Source organism: Pseudomonas sp. S8 (assembly GCF_050473925.1).
GTDB lineage: Bacteria > Pseudomonadota > Gammaproteobacteria > Pseudomonadales > Pseudomonadaceae > Aquipseudomonas > Aquipseudomonas parakoreensis.
Window position 1 is genome coordinate 4,007,945 of sequence record NZ_JBFDVZ010000016.1, and the last position, 15,174, is coordinate 4,023,118.

General features: G+C 59.7%; 15 protein-coding genes. 7 read left to right on the forward strand and 8 right to left on the reverse strand.

Features of this window, described 5'->3' with window-relative positions; all coding sequences use genetic code 11:
• Positions 1 to 29 precede the first annotated feature (29 nt).
• Positions 30 to 857: a 3'(2'),5'-bisphosphate nucleotidase CysQ gene (gene cysQ, locus AB1J88_RS19235; protein WP_430291744.1), complete on the reverse strand. Its 828-nt coding sequence runs from the start codon at positions 855 to 857 to the stop codon at positions 30 to 32.
• 11 nt (positions 858 to 868) lie between these two features.
• Positions 869 to 1,435 (reverse strand): ADP compounds hydrolase NudE, encoded by a 567-nt coding sequence (gene nudE / locus AB1J88_RS19240; RefSeq protein WP_041071285.1) that lies wholly within the window; start codon positions 1,433 to 1,435, stop codon positions 869 to 871.
• Positions 1,436 to 1,523: 88 nt separating this feature from the next.
• On the opposite strand from nudE, the gene yrfG reads away from it, so the two are divergent.
• Positions 1,524 to 2,186 (forward strand): GMP/IMP nucleotidase, encoded by a 663-nt coding sequence (gene yrfG, locus AB1J88_RS19245; RefSeq protein WP_430291745.1) that lies wholly within the window; start codon positions 1,524 to 1,526, stop codon positions 2,184 to 2,186.
• A 102-nt stretch (positions 2,187 to 2,288) separates the two neighbouring features.
• Here the strand turns inward: yrfG and lysM are convergent, their stop codons facing one another.
• Entirely contained in the window at positions 2,289 to 2,729 is a 441-nt protein-coding gene (gene lysM / locus AB1J88_RS19250) for a peptidoglycan-binding protein LysM (RefSeq protein WP_027611221.1), read from the reverse strand.
• 235 nt (positions 2,730 to 2,964) lie between these two features.
• Here lysM and fdhD point away from each other — a divergent pair, with 235 nt between their 5' ends.
• The 3 genes from fdhD to AB1J88_RS19265 all read left to right on the forward strand — a co-directional run bounded on the left by fdhD (position 2,965) and on the right by AB1J88_RS19265 (position 6,839).
• The gene (gene fdhD / locus AB1J88_RS19255) at positions 2,965 to 3,804 is read left to right on the forward strand and encodes a formate dehydrogenase accessory sulfurtransferase FdhD (protein ID WP_430291746.1); all 840 of its coding nucleotides are present in this window, start codon (positions 2,965 to 2,967) and stop codon (positions 3,802 to 3,804) included.
• A complete protein-coding gene (locus AB1J88_RS19260) occupies positions 3,801 to 6,149 on the forward strand; it encodes an FdhF/YdeP family oxidoreductase (RefSeq protein ID WP_430291747.1) in 2,349 nt (782 codons plus the stop codon). The genes fdhD and AB1J88_RS19260 overlap by 4 nt, the downstream gene beginning before the upstream one ends.
• A 210-nt stretch (positions 6,150 to 6,359) precedes the next feature.
• Positions 6,360 to 6,839, forward strand: coding sequence for a glycine zipper domain-containing protein (locus AB1J88_RS19265; protein ID WP_041071273.1), 480 nt, complete (start codon positions 6,360 to 6,362; stop codon positions 6,837 to 6,839).
• A 64-nt stretch (positions 6,840 to 6,903) separates the two neighbouring features.
• Here the strand turns inward: AB1J88_RS19265 and AB1J88_RS19270 are convergent, their stop codons facing one another.
• The 3 genes from AB1J88_RS19270 to AB1J88_RS19280 form a co-directional block, all read right to left on the reverse strand.
• Positions 6,904 to 7,335 (reverse strand): acyl-CoA thioesterase, encoded by a 432-nt coding sequence (locus tag AB1J88_RS19270; protein WP_430291748.1) that lies wholly within the window; start codon positions 7,333 to 7,335, stop codon positions 6,904 to 6,906.
• Between the two features lie 61 nt (positions 7,336 to 7,396).
• Positions 7,397 to 8,623: a 3-hydroxyacyl-CoA dehydrogenase NAD-binding domain-containing protein gene (locus AB1J88_RS19275; RefSeq protein ID WP_430291749.1), complete on the reverse strand. Its 1,227-nt coding sequence runs from the start codon at positions 8,621 to 8,623 to the stop codon at positions 7,397 to 7,399.
• Positions 8,624 to 8,771: 148 nt separating this feature from the next.
• Entirely contained in the window at positions 8,772 to 10,700 is a 1,929-nt protein-coding gene (locus AB1J88_RS19280; RefSeq protein WP_430291750.1) for a RecQ family ATP-dependent DNA helicase, read from the reverse strand.
• 246 nt (positions 10,701 to 10,946) lie between these two features.
• Between AB1J88_RS19280 and AB1J88_RS19285 the strand changes: the two genes are divergently transcribed.
• Complete coding sequence (locus AB1J88_RS19285) at positions 10,947 to 11,075, forward strand: hypothetical protein (protein ID WP_260687873.1); 129 nt, start codon at positions 10,947 to 10,949, stop codon at positions 11,073 to 11,075.
• A gap of 19 nt (positions 11,076 to 11,094) precedes the next feature.
• Here the strand turns inward: AB1J88_RS19285 and AB1J88_RS19290 are convergent, their stop codons facing one another.
• Positions 11,095 to 11,598: a polysaccharide deacetylase gene (locus AB1J88_RS19290; protein ID WP_108181384.1), complete on the reverse strand. Its 504-nt coding sequence runs from the start codon at positions 11,596 to 11,598 to the stop codon at positions 11,095 to 11,097.
• Between the two features lie 290 nt (positions 11,599 to 11,888).
• Here AB1J88_RS19290 and AB1J88_RS19295 point away from each other — a divergent pair, with 290 nt between their 5' ends.
• Both AB1J88_RS19295 and AB1J88_RS19300 read left to right on the forward strand, forming a co-directional pair.
• Positions 11,889 to 12,176 (forward strand): hypothetical protein, encoded by a 288-nt coding sequence (locus AB1J88_RS19295; RefSeq protein ID WP_108181383.1) that lies wholly within the window; start codon positions 11,889 to 11,891, stop codon positions 12,174 to 12,176.
• Positions 12,177 to 12,270: 94 nt separating this feature from the next.
• A complete protein-coding gene (locus tag AB1J88_RS19300; RefSeq protein ID WP_430291751.1) occupies positions 12,271 to 13,398 on the forward strand; it encodes a hypothetical protein in 1,128 nt (375 codons plus the stop codon).
• A 149-nt stretch (positions 13,399 to 13,547) separates the two neighbouring features.
• Here the strand turns inward: AB1J88_RS19300 and AB1J88_RS19305 are convergent, their stop codons facing one another.
• On the reverse strand, positions 13,548 to 15,089 hold the full coding sequence (locus tag AB1J88_RS19305) for a phosphoenolpyruvate carboxykinase (RefSeq protein ID WP_041071255.1): 1,542 nt from the start codon (positions 15,087 to 15,089) through the stop codon (positions 13,548 to 13,550).
• Between the last annotated feature and the right edge of the window lie 85 nt (positions 15,090 to 15,174).

Here is a 15,174-nt window from a genome sequence, read left to right on the forward strand (position 1 = left end):
GAGCTGCCGCAGGCTGCGATCTTTTGATCTTATGAGCGGGCCAGCTCCAACAATCTCGCGCGCCAAGCCGCTTTCGCCGGCAACGCCAGAAAGAACTCATTGAGCAGCGATTCCCGCGCCGGATAACAGAACGCGTCGCCCTGCAGATCCAGCACCTCGCCGCCTGCACCTTCGAGCACGCCCTGCGCCGCCGCGGTGTCCCACTGCGACGTCGGCGCCAATCGCGGATAACAATCCGCCGCCCCTTCAGCCAACAGACAAAACTTCAGCGAACTGCCGATGTTTGCCAGTTGCAACTCGCCCAGGCTGGCGCTCAAACCGGCGAGCAGACGTTCCTGCTCCGCACTGGAGTGGCGACGGCTTGCCACCACGGTAAACGCTTCACCGGGCGCGAGCGCGTCACGCACCTGAATCGCCACCGGTGAACCACCCTTGTCCCCACGCCACGCGCCGAGACCGGCACCGCCGACATAGAAGCGGCCATTGGTCGGCATCGACACCACGCCAAACACCACCCGCCCGTTTTCGATCAGGGCGATGTTGACGGTGAATTCTTCGCTGCCGCTGATGAACTCCTTGGTGCCATCCAGCGGATCCACCAACCACCAGCGCTGCCACCCGGCGCGCACGCTCTGCGGGATGCTGGCATCTTCTTCGGACAGAATCGGAATACTGGAGTCCAGTGCGGTCAGCCCGGCGACGATCACGTGGTGCGCGGCCATGTCCGCTGCGGTCACTGGTGAATCATCGGACTTCGCGGAAACCTCCACGCCCGTGCGCCAGAACGGCAGAATCGCCTCGCCAGCCTGCAAGGCCAACGTCACCACCGGCGCCATTAACGGATGGGGAAACTTCATCGATATCTCACTCATGACTGAAAATACCCGCGCTGTCCCAGCAGATCGCGGGTCAGGTACAACGCCGCCAAGGCGCGGCCTTCGGAAAATTGCGGATTTTGCGCCAGTGCCGCCAGTTCACGCAGGTTGACCTTGTCGACCCGCATCGGCTCGGGCTCGTCGCCTTCCAATCGCTCTTCATACAGGTCGGTGGCCAGCACCACCTGAATCTTCTGGCTCATGTAACCGGGCGACAGCGACAACTCGGTCAGATGCTCCAACTGACGAGCGCCATAACCGGCCTCTTCCTTGAGCTCGCGCTCGGCCGCGGCCAGCACATCCTCACCCGGCTCGATCAAGCCTTTGGGCAAGGACAATTCGTATTCATCAGTGCCGCCGCAGTACTCCTCGACCAGCACCGCATGTTCACTGTCGAGCATTGCCACGATCATCACTGCGCCATAGCCCGCGCCTTTGCCGACCAGACGCTCGTAGGTGCGTTCCACGCCATTGGAAAAACGCAGCTTCAGTTCTTCGACGCAAAACAGGCGACTGGTGGCGACAATCTCGCGGGCGAGTACAGTGGGTTTCTGGCGCATGCAAAGCTCCTTGGCGTGAACGCGCTACTATAACGCGGCTTTCCCGATTGTTTGTGTCGGATATCTTTCTACCGCTTGAGACGTTGCCATGCCTTCTTTACCGTGGTCTGACATCGATACCGTCCTGCTGGACATGGACGGTACGTTGCTGGACCTGCACTTCGACAACCACTTCTGGCTGGAACACCTGCCACAACGCTACGCCGATCTGCACGGAGTGAGCCGGGCCATGGCCGACATGGAACTGCAGCCGCTGTTCGAGCGCCATGCCGGACAGCTGCAGTGGTACTGCCTGGATTTCTGGAGTGCCGAACTGAAGCTCTCGGTACGTGAACTGAAACTGGAGACCGCGCACCTGATCGCGCTGCGTCCGGATGCCGATACCTTCCTGCAGGCGATCAAAGAGGCCGGCAAACGGGTGATCATGATCACCAACGCGCATCGCGATTCACTGTCGCTGAAACTGGAGCGGGTCGAACTGGCGCCGTATTTCGAACGGCTGATCAGCTCACACGATTACGGTTATCCCAAAGAGAACCCGCAGTTCTGGGATGCCTTGCAGGCGGATATCGATTTTGATCCGGCGCGCAGTCTGTTCATTGACGATACGTTGCCGATTCTGCGCAGTGCACGGGAATTTGGTGTGACGCATTTGTTGGCGGTGAAAGAGCCGGACAGTCGCAAGGGGCCGAAGGACACGGCCGAGTTTGCGGCAGTTGAAGATTACCGCGATTTGATCCAGGGACTCTGATTTCCTGTAGGAGCTGCCGAAGGCTGCGATCTTTTGACTTTGATTGTTTAAAAAACAAGATCAAAAGATCGCAGCCTTCGGCAGCTCCTACAGGATGTTGTATTACTCGGGGATACGCAGGGTCTGGCCCGGGTAGATTTTGTTCACGTCCTTGAGCATTGGTTTGTTGGCCTCAAAGATCTTGTTGTACTGGTTGGCGTTGCCATACACCGCCAGGGAAATCGCGCTGAGGGTGTCGCCCTTCTTCACTACGACAAAACGTGCCGCAGCCACAACCGGCCCTGTCACCGTGATCTGATCATCAACACTGCCCACGCCTTCGATGTTACCCACCGCCAGCAGAATTTTTTCCTTCTCTTCCTGGCTCGCTACCTCACCGGTCACCGTGACCTTGTCGCCATCCACGGTTGCCTGAACATTCGGATTGCCCAGCCCGACCTTGCTGATGTGTTCCTTCAACTGCTCGCTGGCATTGGCATTACCAGGGGTCAGCAGATCGATCAGTTTCTCACCGGCCTCTTTCACAAAGCTCAACAGACTCATGGCACACACTCCTTGATTTGGATTCCAGACGTCCAAGCCTAGACCACGTTTGCCGAACCCGGTTCCAGCCCGACCAATGACCCGGCTCCGCCGCTGGCTCAAGCGGCTGGCGCGCGTCCCGCAGATCGCGGCCCATTGCCTGATCGACGGCGTCTATCAATAGATCGACAGTAGCGATTAGACGCGACAAGTTGCCGCGCCTAGTCTTAGCGTTGATCAATCCGTCGGTGATGCCATGAACGCCAAGCGCCCAACTTGCGCGGCGCCTGCACTTCAAACGCCCGCGCCCGCCGCCAGCCAGACCTACAGTTACAGCGATCTGCCCCTTGTGGAATCGGCCAGCACCGCGCTCGCCGAGGAAGTCGCATTGGCGATCGCCTACAACGGCATCAGTCAGGCGGTGATGCTGGTGACGCCGACGGATCTGGAAGATTTCATCGTCGGTTTCAGCCTCGGCAGCGGCATCATCGCAGACGCCAGCGACATTTATGACCTGCAACTGACCGGCGCCGGCTCGGCGCAATACGCGCAAGTGACGATCGCCAACCGCGCGTTCTGGAACCTCAAACAACAGCGCCGACAGCTGGCCGGCACCAGCGGCTGCGGTCTGTGCGGCGTTGAAGCTGTCGAGCAGGCCCTGCCCGATCTGCAAGTCCTGCCCGGCGCACCGCTGCCGCCCGCCGCATGGCTCGACGGTCTGCGCCAGCGCATCGGTGCGTTCCAGCCCCTCGGCCAGCACTGTGGTGCGGTACACGCCGCGGTGTTCATGAACGCCAGCAATGAATTGCTGCTGGGCCGTGAAGACATCGGTCGGCACAACGCACTCGACAAGCTGATTGGCGGGCTGATCCGCCAGAAGATTTGCACCGACGGCGGCCTGGCGATTGTCACCAGCCGGTGCAGTCTCGAATTGATCCAGAAAGTGTTGCGCGCCGGGATCCAGACGCTGGTCAGCCTGTCCGCGCCCACGGGCCTTGCCGTGCAATGGGCCCGCCGCCACAACCTCAATCTCATCCACCTGCCGCAGAAGAATGCGCCGCGGGTCTACAGCCCAGCGATGGAGAACCAAGCGTGAGCCAACATCATCAAGCCGACCAGAAACCTGTCCCGCGCTACAAGCCTTACAAGGGCCCTGCCGGCGGCTGGGGTGCACTGATCAGTGTGGCTCAGGCCTGGTTGACCAGCGACAACGCGCTGAAAAACCTGCGCATGATGCTCAAGACCAACCAGAACGGCGGCTTCGACTGCCCGGGCTGTGCCTGGGGCGATTCGCCGGAAAGCGGCATGGTCAAGTTCTGCGAGAACGGCGCCAAAGCGGTGAACTGGGAAGCGACCAAGCGTCGAGTGGACGGCAAGTTCTTCGCCAAACACAGCGTCACTTCGTTGCTGGAGCAGAGCGACTATTGGCTTGAATACCAGGGCCGCCTGACCGAGCCGATGGTCTACGATGCGCAGACCGACCGCTACAAGCCGATCGCCTGGGACGACGCCTTCGCTCTGATCGGCAAGCACCTGCAAGCGTTGTCGAGTCCGGATCAAGCCGAGTTCTACACCTCGGGCCGCGCCAGCAACGAAGCGGCGTACCTGTATCAACTGTTCGTGCGTGCCTACGGCACCAACAACTTCCCCGACTGCTCGAACATGTGCCACGAGGCCAGCGGTGTGGCGTTGGCGCAGAGCGTTGGCGTCGGTAAAGGCACGGTCACTTTCGACGACTTCGAACACGCCGATGCGATTTTCGTCTGGGGCCAGAACCCCGGCACCAACCACCCACGGATGCTCGAACCGCTGCGCGAAGCCGTGAAGCGCGGCGCACAAGTGGTGTGCATCAACCCGCTGAAAGAGCGCGGCCTGGAACGTTTCCAGCATCCACAGCATCCGCTGGAAATGCTCACCAATGGCGACAAACCGACCAACACCGCGTACTTCCGTCCGGCACTGGGCGGCGACATGGCGGTACTGCGCGGCATGGCCAAATTCCTCTTGCAGTGGGAACGCGATGCGCAGAAGGCCGGTGAACCTGCAGTGTTCGATCACGACTTCCTCAATGCCCACAGCACCAACGTGCTGGAGTATCTCGGCGTGGTGGATGACACGCCGTGGGAGCAGATCGTCGCGCAGTCCGGCCTGACCCTTGTGGAAATCGAACAAGCGGCGCGCATGTACGCCAAAGGCAAGAACGTGATCATGTGCTGGGCGATGGGTATCACCCAGCATCGTCACTCGGTGCCGACCATCCAGGAAATCGCCAACCTGATGCTGCTGCGCGGCAACGTCGGCAAACCCGGTGCCGGCCTGTGCCCGGTGCGCGGTCACAGTAACGTGCAGGGCGACCGCACCATGGGCATCAACGAGCGCCCACCGGTGGCATTCCTCGACGCTCTTGAGCGGCGTTTCCAGTTCAAGGTGCCGCGTGACAACGGGCACAACGTGGTCGAGGCGATCCACGCCATGGCCGAGGGCCGCGCCAAGGTCTTCATCGGTCTGGGCGGCAACTTCGCCCAGGCCACGCCGGACAGCCCGCGCACCTTCGCGGCGCTGAGCAACTGCGACCTCACGGTGCAGATCAGCACCAAGCTCAACCGCAGCCACCTGGCCCACGGTAAGGACGCGCTGATCCTGCCGTGCCTCGGCCGCACCGACATCGACATCCAGACCGAAGGCCCGCAGGCAGTCACCGTGGAAGACTCGTTCAGCATGGTCCACGCCTCAAATGGTCAGTTGCAGCCGCTGTCGAACCAGATGCGCTCGGAACCGGCGATCATTGCCGGGATCGCCGCGGCCACGCTGGGCAGCAAACCGGTGGACTGGAACTGGCTGGTGGCCGATTACGGGCGCATCCGCGACCTGATCGCCGATACCATTCCGGGCTTCAAGGACTTCAACGAGAAGGTCAAGAATCCAGGTGGGTTCTACCTCGGCAACAGTGCTGGCGCACGCAAGTGGAACACCCCGTCGGGCCGGGCCAATTTCCGCGCCAACCGGCTGCCCAAGGATCTGGTGCACGAACGCACCCGCGCCACCGGGCAACTGCCGGACCTGATCCTGCAATCGATGCGCTCCCACGATCAGTACAACACCACCATCTATGGCCTCGACGACCGTTATCGTGGGGTCAAGGGCCAGCGCGATGTGCTGTTCGCCAACGAGGCCGACATCATTCGTCTGGGCTTTCGCCCGGGACAGAAGGCCGACATCGTGTCGCTGTGGGACGATGGCCGTGAACGTCGGGTGAAGGGCTTTACCTTGCTGGCGTTTGATATTCCGGCGGGTCAGGCGGCGGCTTACTATCCGGAAGTGAATCCGCTGGTGCCGCTGGAGAGCACCGGCGATGGCAGCCATACGCCGACGTCGAAGTTCATTGCGATCCGCCTTGAGGCGGCGATCGAGACGGGTTTGATCATGGCCAAGTCGGCCTGATACAAAACTTTTCTGCGCCCACAAAAAAGGCCGCTTTTGCATAAAAACGGCCTGTCCGAAGTAGCTAAAGACCGGCGAAAATCGCTTAAGTTCCGCATACAAAACAGCAACTTGCAGAATTGTATACAGGTCGTGTTATTCGTCGGATTTCGATTGTCAGTCTTGGTACAGAGCCTCAGGATCGCGCCGTCATCCCTTTGAGGCTCCTCTATGAAGTTCTCCTCGATTCTCTTGTTGTCCCTTGGCCTGGTCAGTGGCTTCGCTTCTGCCGGAGGCACCACCGAAGCAGGTGTGGGCGGCGCATTGGGCGGGGTTCTTGGCTCGGTCGTCGGTCAGTCTTTAGGCGGCAATACAGGTTCAACCATTGGCGCAGCCCTGGGCGGCGCGGGTGGTAGCGCGGTCGGCGCCAACAAGCACAGCCGTGGCGAAGCAGCCATTGGTGGTGCGCTGGGCGCAGCCGGCGGTAACGTGGTCGGCCGCAGCATGGGCGGCACCACCGGCAGCCTGATCGGCGCCGCAGCAGGTGGCGGCGCCGGTGGCGCGCTGGGCAACTACATGGGTAACGAAAGCCGTGACGATGATCGTCATTACGATCGCGGCCGCGACGACCGTCGCTACTACCGCGACCGTCATCCTGGCCGTGGCCACGCTTATGGTCACCGCAAACATCACCGCTACTATCGCGACTAATCCGTTGCGTTAAGCGGGAAAGCAAAAATCGCAGCCCAAGGGCTGCGATTTTTTTTGCTCTGGTTCAAACCACCAGACGCTCCAGCGCTTGACGCAATCTGCCTGGAATCGACACCGGCTGATTGCTCGTTCGTTCCACGAATACATGGACGAAACGCCCCGCCGCACAGGCCTCAGTTTCACCGACCTTGAACACCGCCAGTTCGTATTGCACCGAACTGTTGCCCAGCTTGCCGACCCGCAGACCGATCTCGATCAAGTCCGGAAAAGCGATCGAGGCAAAGTAGTCACAGGCCGAACTGACCACAAACCCCACCACCTCGCCGTCATGAATATCCAGGCCGCCGACCTGGATCAGGTAGGTATTCACTGCAGTGTCGAAGAAGCTGTAATAGGTGACGTTATTCACATGCCCGTAGACGTCGTTGTCGTGCCAGCGCGTGGTGACCGGCTGGAAATGCGGGTAATCGGAGCGTTGTGGCATCGGGTTGGACATCAGCATTGATCCAGGAAGTTTTGCGAGCAGTCTAAAGGCGAAACCTTGGTGGCTCTAGCAATCAGCGTTCGGCAAACCCCTTGCCCTGAGCCGCCAGCTCGCCAATCAAGCGCGCCGGTTGCCACTGATCACCCTGCCGCGTTTGCAGTGCCAGCAAGCGCTGATGAATGTCCGCCAGCCCCTGCTGATCCGCCCAGGCCATCGGACCGCCCTTGTCGGCCGGGAATCCGTAGCCGTTCAGGTACACCAGATCAATGTCATGGGCCGACCCGGCAATGCCTTCCTGAAGAATCTTTGCGCCCTCGTTGACCAGCGCCAGCAGGCAACGCTCCAGAATCTCCTCCGGACCGATCGCGCGGCGCTGGAAGCCCAGCTCTTCGCTGACCCGCAGCACCAGTGCATCGACTTCGGGATCAGGCTCGGCCTGTCGACTGCCCGGCTCATAGTGATAATAACCATTGCCGGATTTCTGCCCGAAGCGGCCCATCTCGCACAAGCGGTTGTCCACCTGAACTTCTGGCGCATCCTGCCCCTTGCCGGCCAGCTCGCGCGCACGCCACTCCAGATCAATGCCGACGACGTCATACATGCGGAACGGCCCCATGGCGAAACCGAACCCCTGCAGCGCCGCGTCCACCTGTTGTGGATAAGCGCCCTCGAGCAGCATCTTGCGCGCCTCCAGCACGTACGGATGCAGCATGCGATTGCCGATAAAGCCGTGGCAGTTGCCCGACACCACACTGACCTTGCCCATGCGCTTGCCCAGCGCCAGCGCCGCTTCCAGTGCAAGCGGCGAAGTCTGTGCCCCACGGACGATTTCCAGCAGTTTCATGATGTGCGCGGGGCTGAAGAAATGCAGGCCGAGCACTTGCGACGGACGTCGAGTCGCAGCAGCAATCGCGTCGATATCCAGCGCCGAAGTGTTACTCGCCAACAACGCCTCAGGCTTGAGCAGGCCATCCAGCTCGCGAAAGATCTTCTGCTTGAGTTCAAGGTTTTCGTATACCGCTTCGATCACCAGATCGACATTGCGAATCGCCGGGTAATCCGCCGCCGCGCTGATCCGGGCAAGGCGTGCGTCGGCTTCGACCTGATCGATCCGGCCCTGACGCACATTGTGTGCATAGGTGTCGGCCACCGTCGCCAGTGCCTGCTCAAGCATCTGTGGATTGTTATCGACCCACTGCACGGCGATGCCAGCATTGGCCAGGCACATGACAATGCCGCGGCCCATGGTGCCCGCGCCGATCACGGCAGCTTGCTGAATATCGAAGGATGTCTGGCTCATGTTGTTCTCTTGTTGGCGATCCAAAGACAGCCTTCACCATAGTCACGCACCGGACGTTTTTGAAGTTTATTACCGTGATGAGCGACATTCAGCGCATGGATAAACCCCAATCGCCCTGAAATCGCACACTGCAGGAGCTACCGACATATCAGAGATGTTCTTGAGCCCAACTGCGAACCTCGGCGTACGGATACTCCTCCAGCGCCGCATACCCCGAAATCGTCCGTGCCTTTAACCTGGTGAACAACGGCACACTGATCCCGCACAGAAATCGCGTCAGGCTCTCCGCCGTCGGCAAACTGCCAGTGTGCTGTTCGTGCCTGTGGATAAAATCACCGCACAGCGTCGCGAAGTTTTTATCCACAAGCGCTGGCAACTCGGGAGGCGCCGGAAGGCGCGCGACATCACCGTGGCACACCGAACAGTGCCCGCATCGCTCGGGGGCGTTGTGATCGCCGAAGTGTTCGGCCAGGCGATGGCCCAGGCAGCGCTCAGTGCCGAACAGATCGAGCATGGCGTGAATCCGCACTATTTCAGTCTGTTCATGTCGGGTGAAATACGCATGCAATTCGGCGCTCAAAACAGCGCTGTCGAAATCACTGTGCAGCACGGTGTAGACCTCGGTCATCTGCTTGCTCTCAAGCTCGACCCAGCCCTTCTCCTGAAAGTAATCCAGCGCCTTCACCACCCGGTTGCGCTCAGCCGAATACTGCGTGTACATCGCTTCGAAATTCACCGTGGCCCAGGTGCGTGCGCGACTGGAGGTGTGGATGATGGCCGCGACGAAATCCCTGCGCTCACCGTCGAAACGCTCAAGCAGGGCGTCCGGCTCCAGCAGGTATTTGAAACGGTATTCGGCGTAATAGGCATAGCGCGGCGCGATCAAACCGCGCAGCTCCATTTGCACCAGTAAAGTTTTCAGCGGCAACGCGCGAATGTTGCTCTGATCGGCCAGCGGCCCGAGCAGAAACTCCCACTGCCCTTCGGCTGCGGCAGCCTGCATTTCTTCCAGCACACAACGAATCCCTTCACGCTCCGGGGTATCGCCGTAGACGAAGTTTTCCAGCACGTTGAGGCTGTCGCGGTTGGCCAGCACCAGGCAATCCGACGGCTGCCCGTCGCGTCCGGCGCGACCGATTTCCTGACTGTAGTTTTCGATGGATTTCGGCAAATCGAAATGCACCACGTTGCGGATGTCGCTCTTGTCGATCCCCATACCAAAGGCAATGGTTGCGACGATGCAATTGGACTGCCCGGCCATGAATTCCTTCTGAATCGCCTCGCGCTGATCATTGGGCAAACCGGCGTGATAGGCCTGGGCCTGTATGCCGTTGCGCCCCAGATGCTCGGCGATGTGTTCGGCAGTTTTCTGCAGCGTCACGTAGACAATGCTCGGCTGGCCTGGACGCTCGCTCATCCACTCCACCAGGCGCCGGCGTTTGTCCTCGCCGCGTACCGGTTCCACCAGCAGATTGAGGTTGGGTCGATAGAAACCGGTGGTCACCACATCAGCAGCGGCGATGGCGAATCTGGCCTGCATGTCGGCGACAACTTTCGGCGTCGCCGTGGCCGTCAGCAGCAGGGTTTGCGGGATGTTGAACTGGCGCTGATAGTCCGGCAGCTTCAGATAGTCGGGGCGGAAGTTGTGGCCCCATTCCGAAATACAGTGCGCTTCATCAATCACCAGCAACGAGATCGGCACCTGCTGCAAAAAGTTGCGGAAACGCTCGTTCTTCAGGCGCTCCACCGAAATCATCAGAATCTTCAATTCACCCGAACGGGCGCGGGCCATCACGTCATTGGCATCATCGCGACTTTGCGCCGAATCGATGCTGCCGGCACTGATACCGTGACGTTTGAGGAATGCCAGTTGATCCTGCATCAACGCCAACAGCGGCGACACCACCAGGGTCAGATGCGGCAGCAACAGCGCCGGCACTTGATAGCACAGTGACTTGCCGGACCCGGTGGGGAAAATCGCCGCCGCCGAGCGCCCGGCCAATACAGCGCTGATTGCCGCTTCCTGCCCGGGTCGAAACTGTGGATAACCGAAAACCTGTTCCAGGGTGTGGTGCATGCGCTGTCACTCCGTTGACCGCTGTGATGCCAACAGCCTAGCGGGCGATCACAGCGAGTCGAGAAAAGGTCGGGGGTCAATTCGATACGGGATGATACAGCGCCGGGGCGGATCCCACCGGATCAAACAAAGGAAACAATTTGCCTCTCGCCGGCCTGACCGCAAGGCAGGTAACGTGCGCCGCATCCACGAAACGAGCGTCGTGCCAGGACGGCCGACACCCGTGGGTCAACTCAAGGAATAAACATGTCCGACAGACTGAAACTGCTCCTCACCCTGACGCTCGCATCGCTGTTGCTGGGCGGATGCATGCAACTCCCCGATGACATTCCGCCCCTCGCCATGCGCGCCACTGCAGATCACGTAGTCACCTAGGTCTCGTCGCAACGACAGGCTAGGGACGCAGCACGGCCACCCGAAGTTGCGCATTCAGTTCCTGTTCATGCACACCCTGGCTCTTGCTCGCCCACTGTGCATGGGCCGGACTGATATCGCCGGTAAACGCCGCCGCCAGTTGTCGCAGGTCCGCCACACTGCGCACTCGTGCACAGAACAGCTGTTCGCCACAGTCCTGACTGGCGTTGCGATAAATGCCCAGCAAACGCTCCCACAGTCCCTCGCGCACCTGCCGGATCGGTTTGAGCCGCACATGCGGCACATCCAGTTGCCGTTGCAGTGCGCCAGCATCCAGCGTTTCACTCGCCAACAGGACTTTGGCGAACATCAACACTTCGGCACGTGAAGCAGTATCGATGCGGGCCTGGCTGGACAGCGCGTCGGGCCAGCCGGTGCGTTGCAGATCGACAAACACCCAGCCGTTGCCGGCATCAGCAGCTACGGCCAAGCGACAACCCATGGTCCCCAGCAATAAAATCGAGGCTATTCGTAGCCACCGCATACTCAATTCCCTTTAAGCGCGCATCGGACGTTTGGAAACGTCCTACAGTTTCTGGCGCGCACCATACAGAGGATTCTCAAGAAACGCCTGTGAATCCCGTGGGAAATTTCTGCGCTAAGGGTTTTACCTCGAAAAAGCTGCAAAACCTTGTAGGGCAATTGCCCGAGTCTCGGAAAAACCCCTACGAACTCCGTCCATCACGGCGGTCTTGTGACCCCTTGCCACGCACTTCTATAGTGGCCGGCGCGGCTGCAACCACTGGAGCGACTTCGTACAGGACACGTCTGAACATGAACATGCATAACCCGCTGGCCAATCGTTATCGCCCGCTCAAAAGCACCGACGGCGATCATCCGGTGCTGACCATAGATACCCAAGCCAGCCACGGCGAACTGCTCGACGCTGCGCATCAACGCCTGCGTGCCGCCAGCGATTTGCTGGAGACTCTTTACTGTTTGTGTTTCAAACAGGCCGATGTCAAAGACATCCCGAACATCGTCAACGCCCTGTATTTATTGACCCAAGACGGCTGCGAACTTCTGGAAGTAGCAAAACTTCAACTTGCAAACGCTTTATAAAATCACACGCACAAACAACGCAACAACTAACCACTTCATATCCGCAATATAAAAAACTAGCCTGCTTGCTCTTAATTCATTCAAGAGTAACATGATGAGCACATTGACTATTTTCTTTTGCGGCACGGGTTCCACCAAGTTCGACACCAGCAACAACAACTATTGGAACGGCGAGTTGGTGTCCACTCTCGCTTCGCACCACGCGGGCCGCGAGTTCGCCGAATGGATTGTCGTCGACGGCCCCGGCTCCAGTAACCTGCAGGCCGATGAGCTGTTCACCAAATCTGCCGACTACGGTCTCAGCGGCACGTTGTTCGGCAAGGGCTGGGAGGAAAACGTGCTGCACGCAATGAACATCATCAAAGGCAAGTGCGACTGGCAACGCCAACAACTGACCGAAGCGGAATACAACCGTCTCAAAGCGGCCGGTATTCCCATTGAAGATGTAAAAATCGAAGGCTCCTGGTTTTGGCGTAAATACAACTACGGAGAACGCAGCGTGACCCAGCAGAAGTTGCAGGAGCAAATCATTAAAACGTTCCGCAAGGATGGCATTATTCCCACTCAGGTCAACCTGGTCGGCTGGAGTCGAGGCGGTATAAGTTGCCATATGCTGGCCAACGCCATGTTCAATGACAGTGCTTTGAAAAGCATTCCGGTGAAGATCCTCGCCATTGATCCGGTGCCCGGTATCGGCAACTTCCAGGAACATCGGGTCAAACTCAACAGCAACGTCAAAGAATACGTTGGCTTCTATGCCCGCGACGAGCGTTCGAAAGGTTTCAGCTGCGTTATCCCGCAAACGGCTACCGGTACGCGCACGCATATCTTCCCGATCCCCGGCCGCCACGCCACCCTGGTCGGCAACGCTGCCGCTGACGGCAACGCCGGCCCGAAGGTCCTCGCCGAACCCGGCCAATTCGTGCGTCACTTCGCCGAAACCTGCCTCAAGCGTTGGGGCACCCCGCTGACCAACTCCCTGAACCTGAGCGATGCCGCCCTGAAGCAATGCGGCGATGCGATGGTCAGGGACGCCGCGAAATACAAGGCCATGGAAAAGTACTCCTACACCTGGTTCACCGAACTGGACCAAGGCGAACGCTACGTTTCGCTGGGCAGCAGAGGTTTGCCTTTCTCGTCGGTGAAGGGCGGGATCTACGCGCCGGATAGTGGATTGACCACCAGCGTGCTGGACTTGGCGGCATACCGGCATATCCGTTGAGGCCGGTGGGGTGGTGATCGGCGTAACGCGAAAAATCTACAGCAAAATTCTGCGGGAATAATGGCAGTTAAACCGATAACAACAGCTAAGCCATGACCCACAAAAAAGCCGCCCCTAGAGGCGGCTTTTCAGTTCACAACAAACCACTCTTACAACTTAGGACCCGCCGCCTTGATCGCGTCGCTCACTTCGAACTTTTTGAAGTTCTCGATGAACAGACCGGCCAGGGCCTTGGCCGCTTCGTCGTAGGCAGCTTTGTCAGCCCAGGTGTTGCGTGGGTTGAGCAGGTTGGTTTCAACGCCCGGTACGGCCAGTGGCACGTCGAGGTTGATGGTGTCCAGGTGCTCGGTGGCGGCACCGATCAGTGCGCCGCTCTGGATCGCGGCGATCACGGCACGGGTGGTCGGGATGTTGAAGCGTTTGCCGACGCCGTAGCCACCGCCGGTCCAGCCGGTGTTGACCAGGTAGACCTTGGAGCCGAAGCCGCGGATGCGCTTGATCAACAGTTCTGCGTATTCACCAGCCGGACGCGGGAAGAACGGTGCGCCGAAGCAGGTGGAGAAGGTCGACTTGATGCCGCTGCCCGAACCCATTTCAGTCGAGCCCACCAACGCGGTGTAGCCGGACAGGAAGTGGTAGGCCGCTTGCTCTTCGTTGAGGATCGACACTGGCGGCAGCACGCCGGTCAGGTCGCAGGTCAGGAAGATCACCGCGTTTGGCTCGCCGCCCAGGTTCTTCGCGGAACGCTTGGCAACGTGCTCCAGCGGGTAGGCTGCGCGGCTGTTCTGGGTCAGGCTGACATCGGCGTAGTCGGCGTGCTTGGCATCGTCGATGACCACGTTTTCCAGGACTGCGCCGTGCTTGATGGCTTTCCAGATGACCGGTTCGTTCTTCTCGGACAGGTCGATGCACTTGGCGTAGCAGCCGCCTTCGATGTTGAAGACAACGCCTTCGCCCCAGCCGTGTTCGTCGTCACCGATCAGGTAACGGCTTTCATCGGCCGACAGGGTGGTTTTACCGGTGCCCGACAGACCGAAGAACAGGGTCACATCGCCTTCTTCGCCGATGTTGGCAGCGCAGTGCATTGGCAGCACGTCAGCGGCCGGCAGCAGGAAGTTCTGCACGGAGAACATGGCTTTCTTCATCTCACCGGCGTAACGCATGCCGGCAATCAGCACTTTCTTCTGCGCGAAGTTGATGATCACGCAACCGTCGGAGTTGGTGCCGTCACGCTCAGGCACGCACTCGAAGTTGGCCACGTTGAGCACTTGCCACTCTTCACGACCGGCCGGGTTGTACTGGGCCGGGTTGATGAACAGGCAACGACCGAACAGGTTCTGCCAGGCAGTCTGGGTGGTCATTTTCACGGCAAGGTAGTGATCTTCAGCCGCGCCTACATGCACGTGGGAAACAAAGTGCTCTTGCGCGTTGTTGAACGCCTCGACACGAGCCCACAGCGCGTCGAACTTGTCGGCCGGGAACTTGCGGTTGATCGGGCCCCAGGCGATAGCGGCCTGGGTGGAAGGCTCTTCAACGATGAAACGATCGACTGGCGAACGGCCGGTGCGGTGACCGGTGCGAACAACCAGAGCGCCGGTATCGGCAAGCTCGCCCTCACCGCGTTGCAGGGCTTCTTTTACCAGATCATCAACACTCAGATCGGTGTACACGGCGTTATTGGCTTGCGTCATGAGGTTCCCCGTCGGCCAGTGGCCGAGTGTGCTCCAAACGTTTTGTAGTAGAAAGTCGTGCACTACTACCGCGAAAAAAGTGGGC